A 25,580-nucleotide genomic window follows, 5' to 3' on the forward strand; every position below is an offset into this window, starting at 1 on the left:
TTGGCGGAGGAAATGCGTGGCGGCGGGCCGTCAGCGGCATCAGCGGGCGGTTCATCCGCACCGAGAAGTGCCTTTGGCGAGTGAGTGAGGCATTATCTGCACCATCGCTTCGTCAGTTCTTTCTCCTTCGCCAAGATATTCTTCATGCCTGAGCCGAAAACCTCGCCCCGCGCTGGCGCTTCTCGCGTTCGCCGTGCCACCGCTGATCGTCATTTCGACGGTCTGGCCGACAAGTTCGAACGTGGTTTCTACACCACGGAGCGCGGCCGTGTTCGTCTTGCGCTCACCCAGCGCCTGATGGATGAGCGTTTCTCGCATTTGCCGCCTTCACCGGTATTGGAAATCGGTGCCGGTCTCGGGCAGACAGCCCACTGGTGGCTCACGCGCGGGCATCATCTCACGCTGGTCGAACCCTCTGGCGAGATGCGTGAGCGCGCGGAACGCTTCCTGAGCACTGTTGCGCTACAAGGCCAGGGGCTGTCCGCTGGTACGACGGCTGATCAATCCTGGGCGGCTCAGGCGGCGTCAGATCCGCAAGTGCCAGGTCACGCCGACGCGTTGTCGAATGATAAGCCGTTCGCTGGGCGGCTGGTCTGGGAGGGGTGTGACCTGCAGGGCTTTGCCGCTGGGACGGACAAACAGTGGCCGGTGGTGGTGTGCCACGCCGTACTGGAGTGGCTGGTCGATCCCCGGGAGGGATTTGCCTTGCTCGCGCAGTTGCTGGCACCCGGCGGCGTCATGTCGCTGAGTGTCTTCAATCGCGATGCGTTGGCATTTTCCAATGTCAGCAAGGGCAATTTCGACAAGGTGCTGGAAGGGCGTCTGGCAGGGTGGGGCACTGGCAAGCGCTTGACGCCCATTTCACCGTTGCGTGATGGCGAGATACGCCAGTGGGCCGCGGAGGCGGGGCTTGAAGTGCGTGAGCTGACCGGGCTGCGCGTCTTCCACGACTATCTGCGTTCACGCGACCCGCTGAGCGAGGCTGATATGCAGAAATTGCTGGCGCTCGAGTGTCAGCACTGGCGCATGTCCCCCTTCGTCTATCTGGGCCGCTATCTGCACTATGAGCTGGTGCGCCCGGCCTGAGGCGGCCCCGCAAAACCGCATTGTTTCGATATCCGGCGCTCTCGCCGGTGTCCGTATCTTCCTACCCTGTTGGAGTCTTCATGTCTGCTCAAACCCCCGCCTGTCAGCTGCTTGAGCGTCAGGACAGTGATTTCCGTGATTGGCTGTGGGTCGCCGCACCGCGTGATGACTGGTGGCTGTCATCGGACCGTCAGCGGCGTGTCTGGGGTCATGATACCGGCATCGTGAATGCCGCGCGGGAAGCAGGGCACCGGGTCAGCCATGCGGTGTCCTTCGCCGATGCGCGAGCTGACGACACGATCGCGCAAGCCGCGGGCGCCATCGTGTTCTGGCCCAAGGCGCACGCGCTGGGCGAGTGGTGGCTGGTGGCGCTGTGCCATGTGTTGCCGGCGGGTACGCCGATCAAGGTGGTGGGCGAGGTCAACGGCGGCATCAAGCGAGCTGAGCGCATCCTCAAGGCGCTGGGGATGATGGCGCGCAAGGACGATACCGCGCGCCGTTGTCAGCTTTGGTCATCCGTTACGCGTGAGTTGACGGCCGAACAGGCTGCCAGCAGTGAATCGCCACTGGCAGTGGCTGGACAATGGACAGAAGGCTGGGGCGAATTCGAGGCGCTGGAGATGCGACTGACCAGCCATCCTGGGCTCTATGGCAATGCCAAGCTGGACCCGGGTACCGCGCTGCTGCTGGAGAACCTGCCGACCCGTGGCTACAAGCGTGCGCTGGATATCGGGGCGGGTGACGGCATCATCAGCTGCTGGCTGGCGCGTCACGGTGCGCGCGTGATGGCAGGCGACGTCAGTGCCTTTGCGGTGGAGGCGACCCGTCGCAGCCTGGCGCTCAACGGGCTTGAGGCGGACGTACGCCTGAGTGATGTCTTCGCGACGTTCGAGGGGGAGCGGTTCGAGGCCATCGTGGCCAATCCGCCGTTCCATCATGAGCGCGATATCGATTACGGACCGGCGGCGCGCCTGATCAGCCAGGCACCGGGTCACCTGATGCCCGGCGGCACTCTGACGCTGGTCGCCAACGCCTTTCTGCCGTATCCCGATCTGCTGCAGGCGGCCTTCGGCGAGTTTGAAGTGCTGGCCGAAACGCGCCAGTTCAAGGTCTATCGTGCACGCAAGGCGCGCTGATTCCCTGCGACCTGAGCCTCTGCGGCCTGATTCCCTGCGACCTGATACTCAGCTCGCCGCTTACGCCTCCGGCGACTGATAGCGGATGGCCGTGATGATGTAAGTCGTCTCGCCACCCGGTGCGGCCACTCTCACCTCATCATCCAGCCCCTTGCCCAGCAATGCCTGGGCAAGGGGCGCGTCGACGCTGATCCAGCGGCGCGGATTGTCGGTCTCGTCAGGGCCGACGATGCGAATCTCCATCTCCTCTCCCTGCTCGTCCTCCAGCGTCACGAAGGCCGCGAAATAGACGCGCTCCAGATCCGCGGGCAGGCGATCGACGACCGTCAGTTCATCCAGGCGCTTTTCCAGATAGGCGATCTTGGCGATGGTCTGATTGAGCGCCTTCTTGTTGTAGGTGTAATCCGCATTCTCGCTGCGATCCCCCATGGCGGCGGCCTCGCCTGTCTTGCGCGATAGCTCCGGGCGCCTCACGCGCCTCAGGTGGTCGGCCAAGCCCTTCATCTTCGCGTGGCCCTGCGGGGTAATCACGTTGCTCTTCTTTTCCTGGCGCGGGTCCGTCTTGGGGTCGCGCCAGCGTGTCATGTTGCGACCTTGCATGGTCTGCTCCGCTGGTTCTGTGGATAAGGCTCAAGCCGCCGTGTACGATTTCGATAGCGTTGAGACCTGCGACCAAGGGTGATTGGCGGCCGATTCAAACGTTCGTTACAGTCAATATGTGCTCGCCGGAGCACTTCGTGTCACCCATGCTGAATCTGCCAACAATAACGAAAATCAGGGAGCTGTCCATGCCCATGCTGCCATCTTCACACCCGTCTTGCCGTGTCATCTCCCGTTGCTGTCGTGTATTGCTCTCCGGGGGCATGGCGCTGGGCATCACGCTGGCCGGCATGACCGGCGTCCATGCTGCTCCGGGCGACGATGACGTCTTCCCGCTCTCCAAGCGTTGGGCGCAGATCAATTATCAGGTCTCCGGTGATGCTCAGGAGAAGGGCATGGAGGCCCTGGGCAAGGAGGTGCGCGCGCTGGCGGATCAGTATCCGGACAACGCTCACGTGCTGACTTGGGAAGGCATCATCCTGGCCTCATGGGCCAAGGCACGTGGTGGCCTGGGAGCACTGGACCTGGCCAAGGAAGCCAAGGCCACGCTCGAGAAGGCGATCTCGCTCGACCCCAAGGGTGACAATGCCTCTGCCTATGTGACGCTTGGTGCACTCTATGACAAGGCGCCCGGCTGGCCGGTAGGCTTCGGGGATGATGAGAAGGCGGGAGAAGTGCTGCGCAAGGGGCTTGAGGTCAACCCGACGGGCATGGATACCAATTATTATTACGCCGATTATCTGGCCTCCGAAGGCCGTGATGAGGAAGCGCTCAAGCATGCGCGGCTCGCTCAGGACGGGCCGCCACGTCCCAATCGTGAGCTGGCCGATCAGGAGTTGCAGAAAGAGATCGCCGCGCTGATCAAGCGCCTGCAGTAAGTTTCCACCACCCGTATCGCTTGCATGGCTGTCAGAGGCGAAGGCTGGCTGGAGCGACCATCATTGCGTCCGGCAAGTGAACGGCAGCGCTGGCGTCAGACGCTGATGTCACATCCCCGAATGAATTCCTGCATGACACGGCCCGAGCGGAGATCCCGCTCGGGCCGTGTCGTTTAGCGCTCTGTGGCTGAGAAGTCGCCCAGATGCCTTCAGGTGGCGCCTTGAATGGCGCTGATGACTGACTCGGTTCGGCGCAGCAAGCAAGTTTGCAGGTGACGGGCTGGCCAGTCTCATGGCAGGACAGGATAATGCCTGTTCAGCCAAGGAGGATGCATGAGCGAGCAACAAGAGCACGTCGCAGGGCAACAGGCCTTCGCACATGATGATGTCGAACTGGTCGAGGCCAGGGTGTTGCAGGACGGCTTCTTTCGCCTCGAGCAGCGCGAATTCCGCCACCAGCGTTTCAACGGTGGCTGGAGCGATGTGGTCCATCGCGAGGTGCATGTCCGTCACGACGCGGTAGGTGTGTTGCCCTACGACCCGGTCAATGACCGCGTGGTCTTCGTCGAGCAGATCCGGGCCGGCATGCTGGAAGACGAACGCACGCCCTGGAGCCTGGAGCCGATTGCGGGGCTGGTGGACAAGGACGAGCAGGCCCATGAGGTCGCGCGCCGTGAGGCGGTCGAGGAGGCCGGATGTGAGCTGACGGACCTGATCGAACTCTACCGCTATTACCCGAGCCCCGGCGCCTGTACCGAGGAGGTCACGCTGTTCATCGGTCTGTGTGACAGCAGTGGGCTGGGCGGCGTGCATGGTCTGGCCGAGGAGAATGAAGACATCCGTGTGCATGTGCTCGATTTCCAGGCGGCCCTGACGCTGCTGGAACAAGGTCGGTTGGGCAATGCGATGGCCATCATGGCCATGCAATGGTTGCTGCGTGAACGTGCTTCGTTGCGCGTCATGCATGCCTGAGGCAGTGAAGGCGAAGCTTGGCAATCCCCCGCGTCTCACGCAGGCTTCCTCAACCTGCGCGTCAGAGCTGCTATTCTAGAGGCTTGCTGAAAACCGGCAGCCAGCAACGATCACTGTCTGCGCCAGTGTCCGTATCAGTCTCGGTTCTCGTCTCAGCTTCAGTCCCGAGAGCTGGACTCGATAGCCGAGAGTCGATAGCCGACAGCTGATCGCCGTCAGCCTGAACGCTGGCGCAGTGCTTGATTTATCGCACGTTGCCCACATCTTGCCACGCACGATGGCGGGCGTGCTTTGACAGACAACATGCCAATGTTCTGAGATTCGCAAGGAGATCGCCCATGCAGGTCAAGAAAGCCTATGTGGCTGACCTAAAAGCACTCCATGCCGAGTGCGGGTCCAATTATCTGCGCCTCACGCGCATCCTCGGCAAGGCCGAGGCCGGTGACAGTTTCGCCTTCCCGCTGGCGGGCAATCAGGGCCACTTCGGCACGCTGCTGCTCGAAGTCGTCGAATGCGCGCCCTATACCACCATGGTCACGGTCGCCCAGACCGGCGTGCTGGACCACATCATCGATTCGCCGCGCATGAGCGTGCATCTGTACCACGACGTGCGCATGGCGGAGGTCACCGACTTTCAGCGCCAGCGTCATTTCTCAGGGCGCAACCGGTACCCGAATCCGCGCATGCACCAGCCGGACGAAAAGCTTCAGCTCAATCGCTTTCTCGGTGAATGGCTGACCCATGCCCGCGCTTTCGGGCAGGCGGATGTGCCGGAATTGCCGTGACGCTCAAAGCTGGCATGGCGCCCGGGCGCTGACACCCGATGTATTTCCCGTCTTGATTGACAGAACCGCGATGGCCCGGCCGTCGCGGTTCTGTTCATTTTCCTGCTGCTCGAGAGACCGATGCGACTGATTCAGATAAGTGATTGCCATCTGCGCGCCGACCCTGATGCGCGTTCACGGCTGGGCTTCCCCTGGCGTCAGCTGGAGGCGGTGATGGCGCATGCCTCGCGGCTTCGCCCCGATATCCTGCTGGTGACCGGTGATGTCAGCCAGGATGAGAGCCCCGCCTCCTATCGCATGGCGGCAGAGCTGTTCGATGGTCTGGGTTGTCCCTGGTTCTGGTTCGCGGGCAACCACGATCACCCTGAATTCATGCAGGAGCTGCGTCCCTTCCATCAGGAGCTGGATCTGGGCGACTGGCGACTGCTGTGTCTGGATTCGCGCGTCACCGGGCAGGCGGGGGGAGAGCTTGGCGAGGAGCAGCTGAGCGAGCTTGCGCGGTCACTGGCGCTTTCCGTCGAGCTGGACCCGCGTCCGATCCTGCTGGCCATGCATCATCATCCGCTGCCGATCGGCTCGGACTGGATGGATGCGCTGGGCCTTGCTGACCGCGATGCGCTGTGGGAAACATTGCGTCCGTACCCGCAGGTGCGGGCCGTGCTGTGTGGGCATATCCATCAGGCTTTCACGCAACTCATGCCGTGTGGGCAGGGTAGTGTGGCCGTCTATGGCGTTCCCTCCACCTCCGATCAGTTCGCTCCGCTGAGCCATGATTTCGCTGTGGATGAGGCGGCACGCCCCGGACTGCGCGTGGTGGACCTCGATGGTGAGCATCTCGAGACCTGGGTGGAGCGGGTCGATCCGTGAGCCACGTCCCACAAGCCACGCCCCGTTAGCCACGGCAAGATATCGAACGTGCTACTGCACGGCCGGTATGAGCTCGATCGTCATGGACTCGGGAGAATCAAATATTCTCTTTTGATCTTAAAAGATATTTTCTGATTCTTTGACGTTATCAAGGCGGCGCGGGTACCGTAATGGTATCCAGCATGCTCCGTGGGACGAGAGAGTGAGTCTCTCCTGGCTCGTCACGACCTTCGGGCATGCCCTGTCTGTCACGGGCCGCCTTTCGGGGCGACTCCCAGCGCTCATGAGGTTGCCGCACGCGATGCTTACCCCCGAACGTCAGACCCACCTCAAGCAGCTCGAGGCCGAGTCCATTCACATCATCCGTGAAGTGGCGGCCGAGTTCTCCAACCCGGTCATGCTGTACTCCATCGGCAAGGACTCTGCCGTCATGCTGCACCTGGCGCGCAAGGCCTTCGCGCCGGGCGTGCCGCCGTTCCCGCTGATGCACGTCAACACCACCTGGAAGTTCAAGGAAATGATCAAGTTCCGCGACGAGATGGCCGCGGAAGTGGGCATGGAGCTGATCGAGCACATCAACCAGGAAGGCGTCGCGGCGGGTATCAACCCGTTCGATCACGGCAGCGCCAAATACACCGATATCATGAAGACCGCCGGTCTCAAGCAGGCGCTCGACAAGCACGGTTTCGATGCGGCCTTCGGCGGTGCACGTCGTGACGAGGAAGCCTCGCGGGCCAAGGAGCGCGTCTACTCCTTCCGTGATCAGTACCACCGTTGGGACCCCAAGAACCAGCGTCCAGAGCTGTGGAACATCTACAACTCCAAGATCAACAAGGGTGAGTCCATCCGCGTCTTCCCGCTCTCCAACTGGACCGAGCTGGACATCTGGCAGTACATCTATCTCGAGTCCATCAAGATCGTGCCGCTGTATTACTCTGCCGTGCGTCCGGTCGTGAAGCGCGATGGCCTCGACATCATGGTCGACGACGACCGTCTGCCGCTCAAGGAAGGCGAAGTGCCGGAAATGAAATCCGTGCGCTTCCGGACCCTGGGCTGCTATCCGCTGACCGGCGCCGTGGAATCTACCGCCGCGACCCTGCCGGAAATCATCCAGGAAATGCTGCTGACCCGTACCAGCGAGCGCTCCGGGCGTGCCATCGATCATGACCAGGCGGGCTCGATGGAGAAGAAGAAGCGCGAAGGGTATTTCTAGGAATCGGTTTCAAGCGCCATTTGCGCGCTGATTCCCCCAGCGACGCTTTGCGGCGTTGAATAACCCGAACGAACAATTCGCCTGATGAATCGGCTCGGAGCCTCACGAGACACTGGCTCGTGATACCGGCTCGCCACCTCATCAGGCCCATGACAGCGGCAAGGAGAAGAGTGTGTCCCACGCGTCAGACAAGATTTCCGCGGATATCGAAGCCTACCTGCAAGAACACGAGCGCAAGGACCTGCTGCGCTTCATCACCTGCGGTAGCGTCGATGATGGCAAGTCGACCCTGATCGGTCGTCTGCTGTTCGATTCCAAGCTGATCTATGAAGATCAGCTGGCCTCCATCACCCAGGCCTCCAAGACCAGCGGCACCACCGGTGACGAGGTCGATCTGGCTCTGCTGGTCGATGGCCTGCAGTCCGAGCGTGAGCAGGGCATCACCATCGATGTCGCCTATCGCTTCTTCTCGACCGACAAGCGCAAGTTCATCATCGCCGACACGCCGGGGCATGAGCAGTACACCCGCAACATGGCCACCGGTGCCTCGTCCGCGAGCCTGGCGATCATCCTGATCGACGCGCGCTATGGCGTGCAGACCCAGACCCGTCGTCACAGCTTCATCGCTGACCTGCTGGGCATCCAGCATCTGGTGATCGCGGTCAACAAGATGGATCTGGTCGACTACTCCGAGGCGCGCTTCAACGAGATCGTCGCCGAGTATCAGGAGTTCGCCGACAAGTTGAATGCGCCGGATATCCGCTTCGTACCGATGTCAGCGCTCAAGGGTGACAACGTCGTCAATCGCAGCCCGTCACTGGACTGGTACACCGTCAATGGCGAAGCGGGCCCGTCACTGCTTGAGGTGCTGGAAACCGTCGAACTGACCCACGACCAGAACCTCAGCGATCTGCGCTTCCCGGTGCAGTACGTCAATCGTCCCAACCTCGATTTCCGCGGTTACTGCGGTACCCTGGCGGCCGGTGTCGTGCGTCCGGGTGACAGCGTCAAGGTGCTGCCGTCCGGCAAGACCTCGACCATCGAGCGCATCGTCACCTTCGATGGTGATCTCGAGATTGCCTATCCGGGTCAGGCCATCACCCTGACGCTCGACGACGAGATCGACATCTCGCGTGGCGACTGGCTGGTGGCGGCGGATGCCGAACTGCCGCTTTCCAATGCGCTGGAAGCGGATGTCGTCTGGATGCACGAGAAGCCGCTGCAGCCGGGCCGCCAGTACGATATCAAGCTGGCGACCCGCGACCTGACCGGTCAGGTCAGCGCCATCGACTACCTCTACGACGTCAACACGCTGGAGCATCACGAGGGTGACAGCCTGGCGCTGAACGCCATCGGTCGGGTGCAGCTCGAGCTGACCCAGGCGGTGCCGGTGGACGACTATCGCTCAAGCCCGGGCACCGGCAGCTTCATCGTCATCGATCGTCTGAGCAACGTGACCGTCGGCGCGGGCATGATTCGCGGCGTGGGTCGCTCCGGCACCCAGGCCACCACCCAGCAGACCGACTGGGCCGCGTTTGAAGCCGACCTCAACGCGCTGGTGCGCAAGCACTTCCCGCACTGGGAAGCGCGAGATGTAAGCGAGCTGCTCGGCCGCACCAACTGATTCCGTCCTGTAGCGACAGCAGAATGGAAGTCAGCGATATACCAACAACAACGCTGGACACGCAATAACAACACGGCCTGCTGGAATGAAGCCGGAGAACGCAAAAGCCCCCATGGCCGCAAGGCGATGGGGGCTTTTTGCATGGCGCGGCTCACCTCTGGCGCATCAGGCGACAGCAGTGTCGATGGCGAGCGGGGCGGAGGGGCCGAAATGCTCGTGGTGACACTGGCTGAGCGGTACGCCGATACGGCTGAGGTGCTGGATCATGCTCTGCATGAAGCCATGCGGGCCGATCACGAAGGCCTGCAGCGACTCGGCGCTGGCACCGGTCGCGGCGATCTGCTGCGCCAGCCAGTCGCGCTCGATGATGCCCAGCTGCGCATGGGGCGGCAGCGTCTCGGCCTGTTCGTAGCAGACCTGATAATGCAGCTGCGTTGGATACTGCGCGACCAGTGCCTTGAGGGTGGCGTCGAAGGCATGCACCTCGGGATTGCGCGCCGCATGCAGGTAGATCACCTGGCGGCCCGCCGCCAGCGCCGCCGTCAGCAGCGGCAGCATCGGCGTCTGGCCGACACCGGCCGACAGCAACAGCACCGGGGCATCGGCGCTCTGCGGGGCAGCATGCTCAAAGGTCAGCTCGCCGGCTGGCGGCAGCAGTTCGATCTCGTCACCTGCCTTCAGCGCATGCAGGTACTGGCTGGACTGGCCGTGGGCCTCACGCTTGACCGAGATGCGGCAGAAGCGCTCGTCCGGCGCGTGGGACAGGCTGTAATGGCGATGGATCACGCCCTGGGCTGTCGTCAGGCGCATGCCGATGTACTGGCCCGGCAGGAAGGAGAACATCGGGCCTTCCACCGGTGCCAGGTACAGCGAGCGAATCTCGCGGCTCTCGTCCTGCGTGCGCACGATGCGAAAGCGGCGCAGCCCCTGCCAGCCGCCGCGGGTGGCGGCGAAGCTGTCGTAGCGGCCCTGCTCGGCGGCGATCAGCACAGCGGCCAGTTCCCCGTAGAGGGCGCCCCAGGCATCGGCGATCTCGGGCGTGACGGCGTCCCCCAGTACCTCACCGATGGCGGCCATCAGGCACTCGCCGACGATGGGGTAGTGTTCAGGCAGGATATTGAGCGAGACATGCTTGCTGACCACGGGCGCCAGCAGGCGGTCCACCGCCTCACGTGAGTGGCGCGCGCCGACATAGGCGAGTACGGCGCCGGCCAGCGCACGTGCCTGGCCGCCACTGGCTTGGTGAGTCTGGTTGAACAGCGGCTTCACCTCGGGATAGCGCTCGAACATCAGCGGATAGAAGCGCGCCGTGATGGCATTGAGGTGCTCGGCGACGACGGGAGCGGTGGCGGCGATCAGGTCTTCCTGGGCGTTGGTCAGCATGACGATACCTCTGATTGATGTCCTCCTGTCCATGGCAAGGGGCGTGCCAACTCTCGAGGCCAGTCGTCATGCACTCTGCAGGCCTGTGATGTCAAAATGACATGGCCATGTGGCGTGTTTCAATGACATCAAGCGTGTCATGATGACATCAATTTTCAGCCCTCTCCCTCCCGATACCCGCAAGGATGACCGCATGCCCGATGCCCACTTGCCCCTGAACGATACGCCGGTCGCGGCCGTGAATGCCTGGCTCACCGCCTGGTTGTCCCGCGTGGAGGGCGGCGAGCGGCGAGCGCTGCCATGGACGCGTCTGCTGGCCGCGATCATGCAGCAGCTGCCCGGTGAGGCGGCGACCCTGATGCGCTACCTGCCCGAGCGTGACGAGCTGTTGCCACTGGCCACCTACGGCCTGCCTGCCGAGGTGCGCGGGCGACGCTTCGCGCTGGCGGAGCATCCGCGGCTCAAGGCGATCGCCGAGCACACGGGAGTGCATCGTTTCGCATTGGACAGCGATCTGCCAGACCCCTTCGATGGCCTGCTGGGGGACGTGCATGGGCCGGATCTGCTGGTGCATGACTGCGCCGGTACCGCGTTGCGTGAGGGCGATACCCTGCTGGGAGTGATGACCTTCGACGCACTGACGCCGGGGGTGCTGGACCCGCTGGAATCGCTGTGCGCCTTTGCGAGCACCGACGAGCTGACACTGCCGCTTAAGGAGTTGCAGGCCTGGTTGTCACTCCCCGCGCATTGTCTGTCGCTGTCACTGCGACAGGAGTGGGCCGCGGGGGCCTCGGCCAGCAGGTCAGGGCTTTCGGCTTCCATAGGCGTGCCACCGACAGGCATGGCATCACAGGGCGCCATGGCCTGCCCGCAGCGTGGCCCGGCGATGGCCAGGCTCGAGGCGCAGCTGGAGGCGGTCGCCGATACCGAGATGACAGTGCTGGTGCAGGGCGAGACCGGCGTGGGCAAGGAGGGCGTGGTCCAACGGCTGCACGACGCTTCCCGGCGGGCAGGGAGGCCGCTGGTGCGCATCAACTGCGCCGCCTTGTCGCCGGACCTGGTCGAGAGTGCGCTGTTCGGTCATCGGCGTGGCGCCTTCTCGGGCGCGACCCATGATCACCGTGGCCACTTCGTGATGGCCGATGGCGGCACCCTGCTGCTGGATGAGATCGGCGAGCTGCCGCTGGCACTGCAGCCCAAGCTGCTGCGGGTGTTGCAGGAAGGCGAGCTGCAGCCGCTGGGCAGCGATCGCGTGGTCAAGGTCGATGTGCGCGTCATCGCGGCCACCAATCGCGATCTCGAGGCGGAGGTCGCCGCCGGGCATTTCCGTGAAGACCTCTATCACCGCCTGAGCGTCTATCCGCTCAGGGTACCACCGCTGCGTGAACGCGGGCGTGCGGATCTGCTGGCGCTGGCCGGCACCTTCTTGGAGCACAACCGTACGCGCCTCGGACTGGGCAATCTGCGCCTGACGCCGGCGGCGGAGCGTCTACTGTGCGACTATCCTTGGCCCGGCAACGTACGTGAACTGGAGCACTGCCTGAGTCGCGCCGCCCTGCATGCCCGGCTCGCGCATGGCGCCCACCCGACTCGTCTGCGCGCCGATGGTCGCCAGCTGGTGGTGATCACGCCGGAACTGCTGGGACTGGAGGTCAACGCCGAGGTGTCACTTGAGCGGGCCAACAGCGTGGCGCAGGAGGTTCGGGGCGCGCAGGTGGGGCTGGTGGATCAGGCGGGAAGAGCGAGTCAGGCAGGAGGAGCAAGTTCTGCACCGCGCACCGCCTGGCAGGACGGCGACGAGACGCTGGGACTGCGCGATGCCACCGAGGCATTCCAGCGCGAGCACATCTCGCGGGTCTGGCAGGCGAGTGATCACAACTGGGCGGAGGCGGCGCGCAGGCTCAAGGTCGATCGCGGCAACCTGTATCGGCAGGCGCAGCGTCTGGGAATTGTCTGAGGCGCAAGGCAGTGTCTGGGGCGAGATGAAGTGTCTGATAAGAGAATACAAGAACGGCGATGCTCATGGAGCATCGCCGTTCTTGTATCTCTGCCGCCGCCGGCCCTGGCGCGACGAGAAGTCCGTGTCTCGGACGCGCGTTCAGACGCCAGCTCAGGCGCGAGTGGCGATCAGCACCGCACGCCGCGGCGCCGGGTGGCCTTCGCGGGTCAGGCTCGGGTCAGCGGGATCGAGGAAGTCGCTCAGCGAGTGGTAGGTCATCCAGTCGGTGGCACGCTGCTCGTCCAGCGTGGTCACGGCTTCATCGACGATGCGCACGTCCTTGAAGCCGGCGCGCTCGCACCAGTGGGCCAGTGCCTGCGAGGAGGGCAGGAAGTAGACGTTGGGCATCACGGCGTAGCGCTCGCCAGGCATCAGCACCGTCGTCACGTCACCTTCCACCACCAGGGTTTCCAGCACCAGTTCGCCGCCGGGACGCAGGGTGTCACGCAGCTGGAAGAGGTGGTCCATCGGCGAGGGGCGATGATAGAGCACGCCCATCGAGAATACGGTATCGAAGGCGCCCATCTTCGCTGGCACATCCTCGATGCCCACCGGCAGGAAGTGCAGATTGCGGCCCTGGGGGTGGTCCGCGCCGATGAAGTGGCGCACGGCATGGAACTGGCAGTAGAAGCGCGGTGAAGGGTCGATCACCAGCGTGAAGGCCGCGCCTGCACCGACCATGCGCCAGCCGTGGTAGCCATTGCCGCCGCCGACATCCAGCACGCGGCGATGGGTGAGATCCGACAGGTGCGGCGCGAGACGCTGCCACTTCCAGTCGGAGCGCCATTCGGTGTCGATATGGATCTCGTCGAGCTGATAGGGGCCCTTGCGCCACGGCATCATCGCACGCAGCAGGTTCTCGCTCTGGCGCAGCTGGCCGCTAGTCAGGCCAGTCGGAAAGCGTGCACCGACCCGGTCGGCATCCAGCTGCACATCGCGCGTGTCGGGCAGGGCGGGCAGCTTTTCCAGCGCGCCATGCCAGGCCTTGAGGTCGGCGTGACGCTTGCGGTCCAGGCCATTGGCCAGTTGCTCGGGCAGGGCGCCCAGCCAGCGGGCGAAGCCGTCGCCGACGGCGCCTGGCTCACAGGCAAGCTCGGTGAAGGCGCGGTAAAGGTCGCGGTCATACGGGGAAATGCTCATGCGCTGGGTCGGGTCCGTGCAGGCGTAGCGGTCATTCGGCGGCTTTGAAGGCGACCATCGATGCGAAATTCAGGTATTGCAGCCAGGTGTGGCTGCGCTGGAAGCCGGCGCGCGCCAGGCGAGCATGATGCGTGTCGAGGCTGTCGGGCTTCATCACGTCCTCGAGGGCCTCGCGTTTCTGGGAGATTTCCAGATCGGAGTAGCCGTTGGCGCGCTTGAAGTCATGATACCGTTCGATCAGCCAGGCATTCTCGACCGGGTCATCGCTGATGATCTTCTCGGACAGGATCAGCACGCCACCGGGCTCCAGTGCCGCGAACAGCTTGTCGATCACGGCATCACGATCTTCTGGCGGCAGGAACTGCAGCGTGAAGTTGACCACGATCATGCCGGCTGGCTGGTAGTCGAGGGTGCGGATGTCAGCCTGGCTGACCGTGATGCGATGCGCCGGGAAGGCGTCGGCCAGCTCACGACTGGCGCGCTCGACCATCGGTGCCGACAGGTCGACGGCTTCGATCTCGATATCCTCGGGCGCCATCTCGCGGGCCAGCGCCATGCTGGCAGCACCGAGTGAGCAGCCCAGGTCATAGACCCGCGCGCCGGGGCGCAGGTGAGCGCGGGCCATCAGGCCCAGCATGGCGATGATCTGACCGTACCCCGGCACCGAGCGGCGCAGCATGTCCGGAAAGCAGCTGACGACCTGCTCGTCGAAGGAGAAGCTGGCGACACGGTCAAGGGGTGTCGTAAATATCGCGTCACGGTAAGATGCATCACTCATGGATCAAGGCTTCATCGGGCAGTGGGCCAGGGCGACATGCCTGTGGCCGAGGACCGGCCGGGCAGAGCGCCCCGTCGGGCCCGCCATTCTACGCATTCGGCGCCCGTGACGCACCCGTCACGGCTGGCGGGTGAGGCCTCCATCAATCGATTTCAGGCCGGGCCATGCAGGGCCGGTCATTACACTTCAAGGAGAGAGGTGGCCATGTCCACTCAATCAGCGGCACGTTCTGCGCGTCGTAATACCCAGGCCTGGCAGGCTCTCGCGCGCCATCATCAAGAGCAGATGGCCGATGTGCACCTGAAGGACCTGTTCGCCGAGGATGCGGCGCAAGGGCGTGACCGAGTGGCGACCTTCACGCGCTCTGCCGCGGGACTGCGTCTGGATCTCTCCAAGCAGCGCCTCAAGGGCGAGACCCTGGAGCTGCTGCTGGATCTGGCGCGCGAAACCGGTGTCGAGCAGGGCATCAAGCGCCTGCTGGCCGGTGAGCATGTCAATCGCTCCGAAGACCGTCCGGCGCTGCACGCCGCGCTGCGTCTGCCGCGCTCCGCCAGCCTCGAAGTGGACGGCGAGGATATCGTGCCGGCCATCCACGAGAGCCTCGAGCACCTGGCCGAGATGGTCGATACCTTCCACAGCGGCCAGTGGCGTGGCGCTACCGGCAAGCCGATCACCGATGTGGTCAACCTCGGGGTCGGTGGCTCGGACCTCGGCCCGTTGATGGTCTCCAGCGCCCTGAGCGATTGCCGTCCCAAGGACATCCACGAGATCGGCGTGCACTTCGCCTCGACCATGGATGGCTCCCAGCTGGCGGATTATCTGGAATCCTTCAGCCCGGAAACCACGCTGTTCATCCTGTCCTCCAAGTCATTCTCGACCATCGACACGCTGTCCAATGCCCGCACCGCGCGCGACTGGCTCAAATCACGCCTCGACCCGGAAGGGCGCCTGGAAGCGCTGATCAACCGTCAGCACTTCATCGGCGCTTCCGCCAAGCCGGAGAAGATGACCGAGTGGGGCATCGCGCCGGAACATCAGCTGCTGTTCTGGGATTGGGTCGGCGGCCGCTATTCGCTGTGGGGCACCATCGGTCTGCCCATCGCGCTCAATGTCGGCATGGACAACTTCCGTCGCCTGCTGGCCGGGGCGCATGAGCTGGATGAGCACTTCCGCACCGCGCCGCTGGAAGACAACCTGCCGGTGCTGCTGGCGCTGGCGGGTATCTGGAACAACAACTTCCTCGATATCCGCGCCCACTCCATCCTGCCCTACGACGGTCGCCTGGAGTACTTCGCAAGCTACCTCGAGCAGCTGGAGATGGAATCCAACGGCAAGTCAGTGACCAACGATGGCGAGATGATCGACTACTCGACCTGTCCGGTGCTGTGGGGCCAGCTGGGGCCGAACGCCCAGCATGCCTTCTATCAGCTGCTGCACCAGGGCACCCAGGCGGTCGAGTGTGACTTCATCGCGCCGATGTGCCGTTATGACCATGTCGAGGACGCCGAGACACGCGCCCACCTCAAGGCACAGCACCGTCTGACGCTGGCCAACTGCTTCGCCCAGTCACGTGTACTGATGCTGGGCGATGACGCCATCCCCGGTGATGAGGCGCAGCCGAACCACAAGCGCTACCGTGGCAATCAGCCGTCGACCACGCTGCTGCTGGAGACGCTCACACCGGAAACGCTGGGTGCGTTGATTGCGCTCTACGAGCAGAAGGTCTTCGTGCAGGCCACCATCTGGGATATCAACCCGTTCGATCAGTGGGGCGTGGAGCTGGGCAAGCAGATCGCCACCGCCACCGAAGCGACCATGACCAGCGGCGAAGGCTTCGAGGCGCTGGACGCCTCCAGCCGTGCGCTGATCGAAGCGGTGTGGGCAGCCCAGGATCAGGACCCGCGTTGAGCCCACGGCGGATGTAAGCAAGGGTGTGAGTGAGAGAGTGTGTGAGGGCATGCTGCCATGCCAAGCAAGACGAGCGGCGGCGTCAGTCGTCGCTCTCTGTTGATTTATACAGTATTCTCGCTATCCTATAAGCGAATCAATCGTTTACACTAGACAGTACGACGCGGACCGTCGAAAACCCAGCCTCCAGCGCATGAACGCTCGAGAGATGCCCTGCCATCTTGAGGCGTGGGAGGGGAGGTGTCGCGGTCTCACGTGTTGTCGGGAGTGCTGATGGCCAATTCCCCCTTTCCGTCAGATACGGCAGCGATGCACGCCACCGCGCCCGTCAAGGGTCTGCTGTACTTGCACGGCTTCAATTCGGCCAGTTGTTCGCCCAAGGCGCGCTTGATGCAGCGCGCGGCAGAGCAGTTCGGCCTGCCGTGCGTGATGCCGGACATCCCCCCGGAGCCCGGCGCGGGTCAGGCGGCGGTCAACGCGGCCTATCTCACGTTGTGTGAGCGCCTGGCGCTGGATCCTGCAGACCCCGCCTGCGATGACGCCATCATGGTGATCGGCAGTTCCATGGGCGGCTTTCTGGCCACCTGGCTGGTCGCGCGTGAGGCTGCACGTCTCGAGGGGCCGGCGGGTCCTTCTCAGAGCGTCTGGCGTCAGGGGCCGCGCAGCGTGCTGATCAATCCGGCCGTGCGTCCCGCGCGACTGGTCAGCGAATGGCTCGGCTCGGTGCATGCCAACCCCTATACCGGCGTGACGTTCACCGTCACCGAGGATTTCGGGCCCGGGCTGCTCGCATTGGAAGCGGAACCGGTCACGGCGCAGCGCACCCTGGTGCTGTTGGCGACGGCCGATGAGACATTGGATGTCAATGATGCCGCAGGGCTCTATCAGGGAAGTCGCTTGATCATCACGCCGGGTGGCGATCACGGCTTTGCGCAGCTGGCGGAATATCTGCCGGCGATCATGGCGCATGGCGGGCACCGGCTGGCCCCCGCCACCGCAGCGGCGATGCATGTCGCGCCGGACTAGCAGGTCATGTGCGTGGTGCTTTCTGCTACGAGACACCACGACCTGGCTGGGCACGGCACCTCTTGGCACGACATGGATTGGCACGACTTGGCAGGGCGTTCGATGCTGTACGCCAGGCGCCGGTCTCTCATTTTTCAGGAATCCGTTGTCCGTCTCGCGCACGTGAAATGGCGAGTCGGATGGCGGACGTCAACACCAAGGACACAAGGCTGCGATGAGTCAGTACAGCGCCAGTTCCATTGAGGTCCTCTCCGGCCTCGAACCGGTCCGCAAGCGGCCCGGCATGTATACCGACACTTCTCGGCCCAACCATCTGGCGCAGGAAGTCATCGACAACTCCGTCGATGAGGCGCTGGCGGGGCACGCGAAGGAAATCCGCGTGCGTCTGCTCGAGAATGGCGGTATCGAGGTCGGCGATGACGGTCGTGGCATGCCCACCGACATCCACCCCGAGCATGGCGTGACCGGCATCGAGCTGATCCTCACCAAGCTGCACGCAGGGGGCAAGTTCTCCCAGGACAGCTATCGCTTCTCCGGCGGCCTGCACGGCGTGGGCGTCTCGGTGGTCAATGCGCTGTCGACGCGTCTGGAAGTGGAAGTGTGCCGCGATGGCCTGCGTCAGCGCATCGCCTTCGAGAATGGCGAGAAGGCCGAGGAGCTGACTCAGATCGGCACCGTCGGCAAGCGCAATACCGGCACCCTGGTGCGCTTCTGGCCGGACGAGAGCTACTTCGATAGCCCGCGCCTGGCGATGCCGCGCCTGCGCCACCTGTTGCGTGCCAAGGCCGTGCTGTGTCCGGGCCTCAAGGTCGTGCTCATCGAGACCGATGGCAGCGAGACGACCTGGCACTACGAGGATGGCCTGCGCGATTACCTGCTCGGCGCCACCGATGGTTTCGAGCGCCTGCCGGAATCGCCCTTCGTCGGCCATTTCGAGGATGAGGAGCACGGGGTCGACTGGGCGATCCAGTGGCTGCCGGAAGGCGGCGAGCTGGTGCAGGAACCCTACGTCAACCTGATCCCCACGCCGCTGGGCGGCACTCACGTCAACGGCCTGCGCTCCGGCCTGCTCGAGGCGCTCAAGGAATTCTGCGACTACCGCAGCCTACTGCCGCGTGGCGTCAAGCTGAGCGCGGATGACCTGTGGGAGCGCGCCGCCTTCGTGCTGTCGGTGAAGATGCTCGATCCGCAGTTCGCCGGCCAGACCAAGGAGCGCCTGTCCTCACGCAGCGTCGCCGCCTTCGTCTCCGGCGTGGTCAAGGACGCCTTCTCGCTGTGGCTCAACCACCATGTCGATCAGGCTGAAGCGCTGGCGGAACTGGTGATCTCGGCGGCCCAACGTCGTCTGAAGAGCGCCAAGAAGGTCGCGCGCAAGAAGGTCACCTCCGGGCCTGCGCTGCCGGGCAAGCTCTCGGACTGCTCAAGCTCCGACCCTGCCGACAGCGAGCTGTTTCTGGTCGAGGGTGACTCCGCTGGCGGCAGCGCCAAGCAGGGCCGCAACCGCGAGACCCAGGCGATCCTGCCGCTGCGTGGCAAGATCCTCAATACCTGGGAAGTCGAGTCGCATGACATCTACTCCTCCCAGGAAGTCCACGACATCGCGGTCGCCATCGGCCTGGACCCGGGCTCGGATGACCTCACCAAGCTGCGCTATCACAAGGTCTGCATCCTGGCGGATGCCGACTCCGATGGTCTGCACATCGCCACGCTGCTGTGCGCGCTGTTCGTGCGTCACTTCCCGGCGCTGGTGGATGCCGGGCGCGTCTTCGTTGCCATGCCGCCGCTGTACCGCATCGACCTTGGCAAGGAGGTGCATTACGCCCTGGACGAGAGCGAAAAGGCACACATCCTCAAGCAGCTCGAGAGCAAGCGTGGCACGCCCAATGTGCAGCGCTTCAAGGGTCTGGGTGAGATGAATCCGCTGCAGCTGCGGGAAACGACCATGGCGCCGGACACCCGCCGTCTGGTGCAGCTGACGCGTAGTGCGGATGACGGCACCCACGAGATGCTCGACATGCTGCTGGCCAAGAAGCGCGCCAGTGATCGAAAGAGCTGGCTCGAGGACTACGGCAACATGGCCGATATCGAGGTCTGATCATCGGTTGAGCTTTCACGGCCAGTTGAACTTCGAAAGCAGCTGAACTTCGAAAGCCAGACAAGCTGCGCGACAGCATTCTTTCGGGAGCGCCACAGTCAGGCGCTCCCCGGTTTTACGCTCGTAATCAAGGTCAAGCGCCCATGAGCATGGATATCCAGGTCGCGGAGGGTGACGTCGAACGTCTGGCCCTGCGTGACTACACCGAAAAGGCGTACCTCGACTACTCGATGTACGTGATTCTCGACCGCGCCCTGCCGCATGTCGGCGATGGCATGAAGCCGGTACAGCGCCGCATCGTCTACGCCATGCGCGAACTGTCCCTGACGGCCAACGCCAAGTACAAGAAGTCGGCGCGTACCGTCGGCGATGTGCTGGGCAAGTTCCACCCCCACGGCGACAGCGCCTGTTACGAGGCGATGGTGCTGATGGCGCAGCCGTTCAGCTATCGCTATCCGCTGGTGGATGGCCAGGGCAACTGGGGTAGTCAGGATGACCCCAAGTCCTTCGCGGCCATGCGTTACACCGAATCGCGGCTGTCGAAGTACTCCGAGGTGCTGCTGTCCGAGCTCTCCCAGGGCACCGTCGACTGGGTGCCCAATTTCGATGGCACCATGAACGAGCCCAAGGTGCTGCCGGCGCGTCTGCCCAATGTGCTGCTCAACGGCACCACCGGTATCGCGGTGGGCATGGCGACCGACATCCCGCCGCACAACGTGCATGAAGTCGTGGCCGCTACCCGCCATCTGCTGCGTCATCCGGACTCCGACAGCGATCAGTTGATGGAATACCTGCCGGCACCGGACTTCCCCACCGAGGCGGAGATCATCACGCCGCGCACCGACCTCGCCAAGCTCTATCGCACCGGTCGTGGCAGCGTGAAGATGCGCGCCCGCTATGTGCTGGAAGAGGGCGATATCGTGATCACGGCACTGCCGTATCAGGTCTCCGGCGCCAAGGTGATCGAGCAGATCGCCGCCCAGATGCAGGCCAAGAAGCTGCCGATGGTCGCGGACCTGCGTGATGAGTCCGACCACGAGAATCCGACGCGCCTGCTGATTCAGCCGCGCTCCAATCGTGTCGATATCGAAGGCCTGATGGCGCACCTGTTCGCCACCACGGACCTCGAGAAGAACGCGCGCGTCAACATGAACGTCATCGACCTCAAGGGGCGCCCGCGCGTGATGGCGCTGCACGAGATGCTGGCCGAGTGGCTGCGCTATCGTCGTGCCACCGTGCGTCGCCGCCTCGAGCATCGTCTGGCCAAGGTCGAGGATCGTCTGCATATCCTCGAGGGGCTGCTGACGGCTTACCTGAATCTCGACGAGGTGATTCGCATCATCCGCGAGGAGGAAGACCCCAAGGCCAGCCTGATCGAGACCTTCCAGCTTTCCGAGCGTCAGGCCGAGGCGATCCTCGAGCTGCGTCTGCGTCACCTGGCGCGTCTTGAAGAGATGAAGCTGCGGGGCGAGCAGGACGAGCTCAAGCGCGAGCGCAAGCACCTCAAGCATCTGCTGGGCAATGACGAGGCACTGACGGACCTGATCGACAGTGAGCTTGAGCAGGCCGCCACCGACTTCGGTGATCCACGTCGCTCACCGCTGGTCGAGCGCTGCGAAGCCAAGGCGCTGTCGGAAGTCGAGCTGATGGGCGCCGACCCGATCACCGTCGCGCTGTCCGAGAAGGGCTGGATCCGTGCCGCCAAGGGGCATGATATCGATCCCGAAGGCCTGTCCTACAAGGCCGGCGACCGCTTCCATCTGGCGGCGCGCGGCAAGACCAATCAGCCGCTGGTGCTGCTGGATGACACCGGGCGTGCCTACACCCTGGCCGCGCACAATCTGCCCAGTGCACGCGGGCAGGGCGAACCGATCACCGGGCGCATGAATCCGGCGGCGGGGGCGGCGATGGTCGGCCTGCTGCTTGATGCGCCCTCGGCGCGTTATCTGCTGGCCTCCGATGGCGGCTATGGCTTCGTGACCACACTCGAGCAGCTGACCGGCAAGAACAAGTCCGGCAAGGCGGCGCTGACTTTGCCGCGCGGCTGCGCGGTGCTGCCGCCGGTGGCGATCCCCGAGGTGCCTGAGTCAGCGCAGGGCGATGGGGCTGCGCTGGAAGTGGCGGTGGTGTCCAACGAAGGACGCCTGCTGGTCTTCCCGCTCGCCGAGCTGCCCGAGATGTCCAAGGGCAAGGGCAACAAGATGCTGTCGATTCCGGGTGAGCGCGCGGCCAACCGCGAAGAATTCGTGCGCTCGTTGGTGGTCTTGCCCGCCGGCGCGACCCTGGTGGTGCACGCCGGCAAGCGCAAGACGCTGCTCAAGGGTGCCGATCTCGACTATTACCGTGGCGAGCGTGGCCGTCGCGGCAGCAAGCTGCCCAAGGGCTTCCAGAAAGTCGATCGTCTGGCCGTCGACAGTTGATCGGCAGCTGATACGCTCTGGAGACAACACCGTGATGTTCAATAGCTCAGGAACGATTTTCCGATGACACAACGTATCTTGATCCGCGCCACCGGTGCGGCTCGTCCGGGACAGCTGGCAGGGCTCGGTCAGGCGCTGGCGCGCAGTGGCGCACGACTGCTGGACATCAATCAGAGCGTGACCTTCGGGCTGGTGTCACTGGAAGCGCTGGTGGCGCTGGGTGCGGAGTCTGATCTGGAAGCCGCGCTGGCCGCCGCCGGTGAACAGTTGGGGCTGGATGTGCAGGCCGTGCAGGTCGGTGCCGAGGAGTATGCACGCTGGAGTCATCAGGCGGAGCGCCCGCGCTGGATTCTGACGCTGCTGGCACCGCGCCTGCCGGCCGGCATTCTGGCCGAGGTCGGTGGTCTGACGGCCGAATTCGACATTACCGTCGAGCTGATGCATCGACTGTCGGGGCGCGAGCCGCTGGATGGCGAGTCACCGGCCGAAGGCGCCTGTATCGAGTGCTGGCTGCGCCTGCCGGAGCACGACACCGACATCAATGCGCTGCGCGAGAAGGCATTGGCATTGGGGGCACTGCACGGTGTCGATATCGCGATCCAGGAAGACGATATCTGGCGTCGTCATCGTCGTCTGATCTGCTTCGACATGGATTCGACGCTGATCCAGACCGAAGTGATCGATGAGCTGGCACGCCGTCACGGTGTCGGCGAGGAAGTCTCGCAAGTCACCGAGCGGGCCATGCGGGGCGAGCTGGACTTCCAGGAAAGCTTCCGTGAACGCATGAGCAAGCTCAAGGGGCTGGATGAGTCGGTGCTGGCGGATATCGCCGCCAATCTGCCGCTGATGGATGGGGTCGAGCGCCTGATGGCCAATCTCAAGGCGCTGGGCTACCGCACCGCGATCCTGTCCGGTGGTTTCACCTATTTCGCACGCCATCTCCAGGAACTGCTCGGGTTTGATGAGATTCACGCCAACGAGCTGGTGATCGTCGATGGCAAGGTCACCGGCGAGGTGCGTGAACCGATCGTCGATGCCGAGCGCAAGGCGCTGCTGCTGCGCGAGATCGCCGAGCGTCATGGCCTGCGCATGGAGCAGACCATCGCCGTCGGGGATGGCGCCAACGACCTCAAGATGCTCGCCGAAGCGGGCCTGGGCATTGCCTTCCGCGCCAAGCCACTGGTACGCGAAAAGGCGCGCCAGTCGATCTCGACCCTGGGACTGGATGCCGTGCTCTATCTGATGGGCTATCGCCAGCAGGATCTCGAGCATTGATCCGTGATTCAGCCGCTGAATGCCTGCGCTGAGTGACAAGTCAGTGTGTGAGTGACAACGCCCCCATTGCCGTCGTGGTGGGGGCGTTTTCGTGGGTGCGATCCGACCGCGCATCTAGTCCCAAAGCAGCACGGTCGTTTCAGGGCCGAGGGCTAGACTGGAAGAGAGTATCGACGATGGCGTCATTCGCTGGATTTGTCCGCCGGATGAGGCCGTCAGTCGATGCCATACCAGAACGCCACTCGCCACGCCGTCAGGAGTTTGCCCATGCCGTCACCCTACGACGATGAACTGCACCTGCTGTGTCTGTTCCCGCATGACGCCGCCCTCAAGGGCTTGAAGATTCGCCACGATGCCAGTCCCGACATGGTGGCCGCTGCCGAGCGTCTGCACGCCAAGGGGCTGACCACGCTGCCCGATGGCGGTTATCTGACCTCCGTGGGTCGCGAGGCCGCCGAGCATGCCCACCGTCTCAATGACCTGCTTCACGTCCCGATGGCCATGACGGGGACCTGAGTTCGCCCGTTGGCTTGAATCGCTGATCGCGAGAAGAAAAAACGCCCCATGGCCGAAAGCCACGGGGCGTTTTCATATGCGGCCTCAGGGGTGGTGAGTCACCCGTGTGCCGCGTGCGCGGGGATGTCACTCCTGACACGTCTTGCATGACATGCCTTGTGTGACACGCCCTGTGCGCTCAGGCCTTGTGCTTGCGATAGGTCGCGCGGGTGATCTCGACGATCTCCACGCTGACTTCACGTGCCGCCTCGCAGTGAGGCTTGAGGGCCTCCATCAGGATATCCGCGAGGCGCGACTTGTCGTCATCGCTGCGGCCTTCCAGCTGGTGGCAGTGCAGATTGACGAAGCCGTGCTTGTGCGCCAGTGGCGCCTGATTGCCGGCCAGTCGCCAGTGGCGCCAGCTTTCCGCGCGCACCTTGATGTCAGTTTCCTTGAACAGGCCGCTGTGCATGGCGGCGGCATGCAGGTCATCCATGATCGCGTCCATGTCGAGGCTGGGGGCCAGACTGTCGGCATAATCAATGACAAGGTGGGGCATGTGATGGGCTCCTTGAGCATGGCCACGCCTCTCGGGGCGTGTGCCAGGGGTGATAGTGACCCGCGATGGTAGCGAAATCAGGCGGCGATGCCAGCAGATTCTTGCTGGTGGGCCATGCAGAGTGTCGACAGTGAGGCAATTGCCTCAGCTGCTGGCGATCAGTGTGATCTGCGCGTGCTCATCTGGCTGAATGCCGCTCAAGGGTGTCTTGGAGCGTCGGCCGGGCACTTCACGTACCAGGCGCGGCATCAGGAAGCCGGGCAGATGCTCAAGCAGCGCTTCCATCAGGTTGCAGGCCTCTTCATCGCTGACCGCGAAGTGGGCGGCGCCCTGCACGGGGTCGAAGGCATGCAGGTAGTAGGGCAGTACGCCGCACTCGAAGAGACGCTCGGCGAGGGCCGTCTGCACTTCCACGCTGTCATTGACGCCGCGCAGGATGACGCCTTGGTTGAGCAGGGTGACACCGGCACTCTTGAGGCGAGTCATGGCGGCAGCGACGGCGTCGTCCAGCTCGTTGGCATGGTTGGTGTGAATGACCAGCACCTTCTGCAGGCGTGTAGCGCCCAGCCAGCCGAGCAACTCATCATTGACGCGGTCCGGAATCACCACCGGCAGGCGGGTGTGGATGCGCAGACGCTTGAGATGCGGTATCTCGCCCAGTGACGCCACCAGCCATGCCAGGCGCTTGTCGGGCGATACCAGCGGGTCGCCGCCGGACAGGATCACCTCGTGGATGCGCTCATCGGCACGCAGGTAGTCGAGAATATCCTGCCACTGCGCACGGCTGGGCTGATGATCGTCATAGGGGAAGTGACGGCGGAAGCAGTAGCGGCAGTTGATCGCGCAGCCGCCGCTGGCCATCAGCAGTACCCGGTTGGTGTACTTGTGGATCAGCCCCGGCAGCGGGGTATGCTCGGCCTCTTCCAGTGGATCGGTAACGTAGCCGTCGAGCACGTCGGTCTCGGCGTCCAGCGGCAGTACCTGGCGCAATAGCGGGTCGTCGGGATCATTGGCGCGGATGCGGCTGGCATAGGCCTCGGGCACGCGGATCGCGAACAGTTCATGGCCGTCGCGGGCGCCCGGCAGCCACTCGCGCTCAAGCCCCAGGCGCTCCAGCAGAGCCTGTGGAGAGCGGATCACGTCGCGGAGCTGTGCACGCCAGTCATTCGGGGTAGACGGGGCTTCAGCGGCAGTTGAGAAGGCCTCTGAAGCACGACTTTCGTGGCTGGTGTGCGGGATGGTATGCAAGGATGCAGGGGTTCGGGTTATCATGCGCATCACTTCTAGTCATGATTGCAGCCAATTGACTGCAATCTGGAATTCATGGCGGGCAAGACCCGT

The 25,580-nt window shown here is 63.8% G+C and carries 21 protein-coding genes; 15 read left to right on the top strand and 6 right to left on the bottom strand.

All coding sequences use genetic code 11. The annotated features are described in order from the left end of the window. Positions 1 to 144: 144 nt before the first annotated feature. Together CDPAHKCJ_RS08605 and CDPAHKCJ_RS08610 are read left to right on the top strand one after the other, a co-directional pair. The gene (locus CDPAHKCJ_RS08605) at positions 145 to 1,086 is read left to right on the top strand and encodes a methyltransferase domain-containing protein (protein WP_166019433.1); all 942 of its coding nucleotides are present in this window, start codon (positions 145 to 147) and stop codon (positions 1,084 to 1,086) included. Positions 1,087 to 1,166: 80 nt separating this feature from the next. Further along, the gene (locus CDPAHKCJ_RS08610) at positions 1,167 to 2,222 is read left to right on the top strand and encodes a methyltransferase (protein WP_166019434.1); all 1,056 of its coding nucleotides are present in this window, start codon (positions 1,167 to 1,169) and stop codon (positions 2,220 to 2,222) included. Positions 2,223 to 2,282: 60 nt separating this feature from the next. Here the strand turns inward: CDPAHKCJ_RS08610 and CDPAHKCJ_RS08615 are convergent, their stop codons facing one another. Beyond that, positions 2,283 to 2,822, bottom strand: coding sequence for a GreA/GreB family elongation factor (locus tag CDPAHKCJ_RS08615; protein WP_166019435.1), 540 nt, complete (start codon positions 2,820 to 2,822; stop codon positions 2,283 to 2,285). Positions 2,823 to 3,016: 194 nt separating this feature from the next. Here CDPAHKCJ_RS08615 and CDPAHKCJ_RS08620 point away from each other — a divergent pair, with 194 nt between their 5' ends. The 6 genes from CDPAHKCJ_RS08620 to cysN all read left to right on the top strand — a co-directional run bounded on the left by CDPAHKCJ_RS08620 (position 3,017) and on the right by cysN (position 9,161). Beyond that, positions 3,017 to 3,700 (top strand): hypothetical protein, encoded by a 684-nt coding sequence (locus CDPAHKCJ_RS08620; protein WP_064503367.1) that lies wholly within the window; start codon positions 3,017 to 3,019, stop codon positions 3,698 to 3,700. A gap of 333 nt (positions 3,701 to 4,033) precedes the next feature. Further along, on the top strand, positions 4,034 to 4,672 hold the full coding sequence (locus CDPAHKCJ_RS08625; RefSeq protein ID WP_166019436.1) for an NUDIX domain-containing protein: 639 nt from the start codon (positions 4,034 to 4,036) through the stop codon (positions 4,670 to 4,672). Positions 4,673 to 5,010: 338 nt separating this feature from the next. Beyond that, positions 5,011 to 5,457 (top strand): DUF1249 domain-containing protein, encoded by a 447-nt coding sequence (locus CDPAHKCJ_RS08630; RefSeq protein WP_043337025.1) that lies wholly within the window; start codon positions 5,011 to 5,013, stop codon positions 5,455 to 5,457. A gap of 120 nt (positions 5,458 to 5,577) precedes the next feature. Next, entirely contained in the window at positions 5,578 to 6,324 is a 747-nt protein-coding gene (locus CDPAHKCJ_RS08635) for a metallophosphoesterase (protein ID WP_166019437.1), read from the top strand. A 301-nt stretch (positions 6,325 to 6,625) separates the two neighbouring features. Beyond that, entirely contained in the window at positions 6,626 to 7,537 is a 912-nt protein-coding gene (gene cysD, locus CDPAHKCJ_RS08640) for a sulfate adenylyltransferase subunit CysD (RefSeq protein WP_166019438.1), read from the top strand. Between the two features lie 172 nt (positions 7,538 to 7,709). Beyond that, positions 7,710 to 9,161, top strand: coding sequence for a sulfate adenylyltransferase subunit CysN (gene cysN, locus CDPAHKCJ_RS08645; RefSeq protein WP_166019439.1), 1,452 nt, complete (start codon positions 7,710 to 7,712; stop codon positions 9,159 to 9,161). 165 nt (positions 9,162 to 9,326) lie between these two features. On the opposite strand, the gene CDPAHKCJ_RS08650 is transcribed toward cysN, so the two are convergent. After that, on the bottom strand, positions 9,327 to 10,544 hold the full coding sequence (locus CDPAHKCJ_RS08650) for a globin domain-containing protein (RefSeq protein WP_166019440.1): 1,218 nt from the start codon (positions 10,542 to 10,544) through the stop codon (positions 9,327 to 9,329). A gap of 193 nt (positions 10,545 to 10,737) precedes the next feature. On the opposite strand from CDPAHKCJ_RS08650, the gene norR reads away from it, so the two are divergent. Beyond that, positions 10,738 to 12,501: a nitric oxide reductase transcriptional regulator NorR gene (gene norR, locus CDPAHKCJ_RS08655; protein WP_166019441.1), complete on the top strand. Its 1,764-nt coding sequence runs from the start codon at positions 10,738 to 10,740 to the stop codon at positions 12,499 to 12,501. A 153-nt stretch (positions 12,502 to 12,654) separates the two neighbouring features. Here norR and cmoB read toward each other — a convergent pair whose 3' ends face one another. Beyond that, positions 12,655 to 13,683, bottom strand: a complete 1,029-nt coding sequence (gene cmoB, locus CDPAHKCJ_RS08660; RefSeq protein WP_166019442.1) for a tRNA 5-methoxyuridine(34)/uridine 5-oxyacetic acid(34) synthase CmoB — start codon at positions 13,681 to 13,683, stop codon at positions 12,655 to 12,657. Positions 13,684 to 13,714: 31 nt separating this feature from the next. Further along, positions 13,715 to 14,461 (bottom strand): carboxy-S-adenosyl-L-methionine synthase CmoA, encoded by a 747-nt coding sequence (gene cmoA / locus CDPAHKCJ_RS08665; RefSeq protein WP_166019443.1) that lies wholly within the window; start codon positions 14,459 to 14,461, stop codon positions 13,715 to 13,717. A gap of 204 nt (positions 14,462 to 14,665) precedes the next feature. Between cmoA and pgi the strand changes: the two genes are divergently transcribed. From pgi to CDPAHKCJ_RS08695, 6 genes are all read left to right on the top strand, one after another. Then, positions 14,666 to 16,369 (top strand): glucose-6-phosphate isomerase, encoded by a 1,704-nt coding sequence (gene pgi, locus CDPAHKCJ_RS08670; protein WP_166019444.1) that lies wholly within the window; start codon positions 14,666 to 14,668, stop codon positions 16,367 to 16,369. Positions 16,370 to 16,642: 273 nt separating this feature from the next. After that, on the top strand, positions 16,643 to 17,395 hold the full coding sequence (locus CDPAHKCJ_RS08675; RefSeq protein ID WP_233593451.1) for a YqiA/YcfP family alpha/beta fold hydrolase: 753 nt from the start codon (positions 16,643 to 16,645) through the stop codon (positions 17,393 to 17,395). A gap of 214 nt (positions 17,396 to 17,609) precedes the next feature. Next, complete coding sequence (gene parE / locus CDPAHKCJ_RS08680; RefSeq protein ID WP_043335172.1) at positions 17,610 to 19,490, top strand: DNA topoisomerase IV subunit B; 1,881 nt, start codon at positions 17,610 to 17,612, stop codon at positions 19,488 to 19,490. A 143-nt stretch (positions 19,491 to 19,633) separates the two neighbouring features. Next, positions 19,634 to 21,910, top strand: a complete 2,277-nt coding sequence (parC, locus tag CDPAHKCJ_RS08685; RefSeq protein ID WP_166019445.1) for a DNA topoisomerase IV subunit A — start codon at positions 19,634 to 19,636, stop codon at positions 21,908 to 21,910. 63 nt (positions 21,911 to 21,973) lie between these two features. Continuing rightward, positions 21,974 to 23,185 (top strand): phosphoserine phosphatase SerB, encoded by a 1,212-nt coding sequence (gene serB / locus CDPAHKCJ_RS08690; RefSeq protein ID WP_166019446.1) that lies wholly within the window; start codon positions 21,974 to 21,976, stop codon positions 23,183 to 23,185. Positions 23,186 to 23,452: 267 nt separating this feature from the next. Continuing rightward, entirely contained in the window at positions 23,453 to 23,701 is a 249-nt protein-coding gene (locus tag CDPAHKCJ_RS08695) for a TIGR02647 family protein (protein ID WP_043335179.1), read from the top strand. Between the two features lie 178 nt (positions 23,702 to 23,879). On the opposite strand, the gene CDPAHKCJ_RS08700 is transcribed toward CDPAHKCJ_RS08695, so the two are convergent. Together CDPAHKCJ_RS08700 and epmB are read right to left on the bottom strand one after the other, a co-directional pair. Continuing rightward, positions 23,880 to 24,239: a 5-carboxymethyl-2-hydroxymuconate Delta-isomerase gene (locus CDPAHKCJ_RS08700; RefSeq protein WP_166019447.1), complete on the bottom strand. Its 360-nt coding sequence runs from the start codon at positions 24,237 to 24,239 to the stop codon at positions 23,880 to 23,882. Between the two features lie 144 nt (positions 24,240 to 24,383). Continuing rightward, positions 24,384 to 25,511 carry an EF-P beta-lysylation protein EpmB gene (gene epmB, locus CDPAHKCJ_RS08705; RefSeq protein WP_166019448.1) on the bottom strand — a complete coding sequence of 376 codons (1,128 nt, stop codon included), beginning with the start codon at positions 25,509 to 25,511 and terminating at the stop codon, positions 24,384 to 24,386. Positions 25,512 to 25,580: the final 69 nt, after the last annotated feature.

The sequence above is a fragment of the Cobetia sp. MB87 genome (genome assembly GCF_011319755.1).
Taxonomy (GTDB): Bacteria; Pseudomonadota; Gammaproteobacteria; order Pseudomonadales; family Halomonadaceae; genus Cobetia.

Bases quoted from the DNA above. Each gene is read 5' to 3' on its own strand.
- CDPAHKCJ_RS08615 (WP_166019435.1), bottom strand. From the start codon at position 2,822: ATGCAAGGTCGCAACATGACACGCTGGCGCGACCCCAAGACGGACCCG.
- CDPAHKCJ_RS08610 (WP_166019434.1), top strand. From the start codon at position 1,167: ATGTCTGCTCAAACCCCCGCCTGTCAGCTGCTTGAGCGTCAGGACAGT.
- parC (WP_166019445.1), top strand. From the start codon at position 19,634: ATGAGCATGGATATCCAGGTCGCGGAGGGTGACGTCGAACGTCTGGCC.
- CDPAHKCJ_RS08650 (WP_166019440.1), bottom strand. From the start codon at position 10,544: ATGCTGACCAACGCCCAGGAAGACCTGATCGCCGCCACCGCTCCCGTC.
- CDPAHKCJ_RS08605 (WP_166019433.1), top strand. From the start codon at position 145: ATGCCTGAGCCGAAAACCTCGCCCCGCGCTGGCGCTTCTCGCGTTCGC.
- CDPAHKCJ_RS08630 (WP_043337025.1), top strand. From the start codon at position 5,011: ATGCAGGTCAAGAAAGCCTATGTGGCTGACCTAAAAGCACTCCATGCC.
- CDPAHKCJ_RS08635 (WP_166019437.1), top strand. From the start codon at position 5,578: ATGCGACTGATTCAGATAAGTGATTGCCATCTGCGCGCCGACCCTGAT.
- epmB (WP_166019448.1), bottom strand. From the start codon at position 25,511: ATGATAACCCGAACCCCTGCATCCTTGCATACCATCCCGCACACCAGC.
- CDPAHKCJ_RS08700 (WP_166019447.1), bottom strand. From the start codon at position 24,239: ATGCCCCACCTTGTCATTGATTATGCCGACAGTCTGGCCCCCAGCCTC.
- CDPAHKCJ_RS08695 (WP_043335179.1), top strand. From the start codon at position 23,453: ATGCCGTCACCCTACGACGATGAACTGCACCTGCTGTGTCTGTTCCCG.
- pgi (WP_166019444.1), top strand. From the start codon at position 14,666: ATGTCCACTCAATCAGCGGCACGTTCTGCGCGTCGTAATACCCAGGCC.
- cmoB (WP_166019442.1), bottom strand. From the start codon at position 13,683: ATGAGCATTTCCCCGTATGACCGCGACCTTTACCGCGCCTTCACCGAG.
- norR (WP_166019441.1), top strand. From the start codon at position 10,738: ATGCCCGATGCCCACTTGCCCCTGAACGATACGCCGGTCGCGGCCGTG.
- serB (WP_166019446.1), top strand. From the start codon at position 21,974: ATGACACAACGTATCTTGATCCGCGCCACCGGTGCGGCTCGTCCGGGA.
- CDPAHKCJ_RS08620 (WP_064503367.1), top strand. From the start codon at position 3,017: ATGCTGCCATCTTCACACCCGTCTTGCCGTGTCATCTCCCGTTGCTGT.
- cysD (WP_166019438.1), top strand. From the start codon at position 6,626: ATGCTTACCCCCGAACGTCAGACCCACCTCAAGCAGCTCGAGGCCGAG.
- CDPAHKCJ_RS08625 (WP_166019436.1), top strand. From the start codon at position 4,034: ATGAGCGAGCAACAAGAGCACGTCGCAGGGCAACAGGCCTTCGCACAT.
- parE (WP_043335172.1), top strand. From the start codon at position 17,610: ATGAGTCAGTACAGCGCCAGTTCCATTGAGGTCCTCTCCGGCCTCGAA.
- CDPAHKCJ_RS08675 (WP_233593451.1), top strand. From the start codon at position 16,643: ATGGCCAATTCCCCCTTTCCGTCAGATACGGCAGCGATGCACGCCACC.
- cmoA (WP_166019443.1), bottom strand. From the start codon at position 14,461: ATGAGTGATGCATCTTACCGTGACGCGATATTTACGACACCCCTTGAC.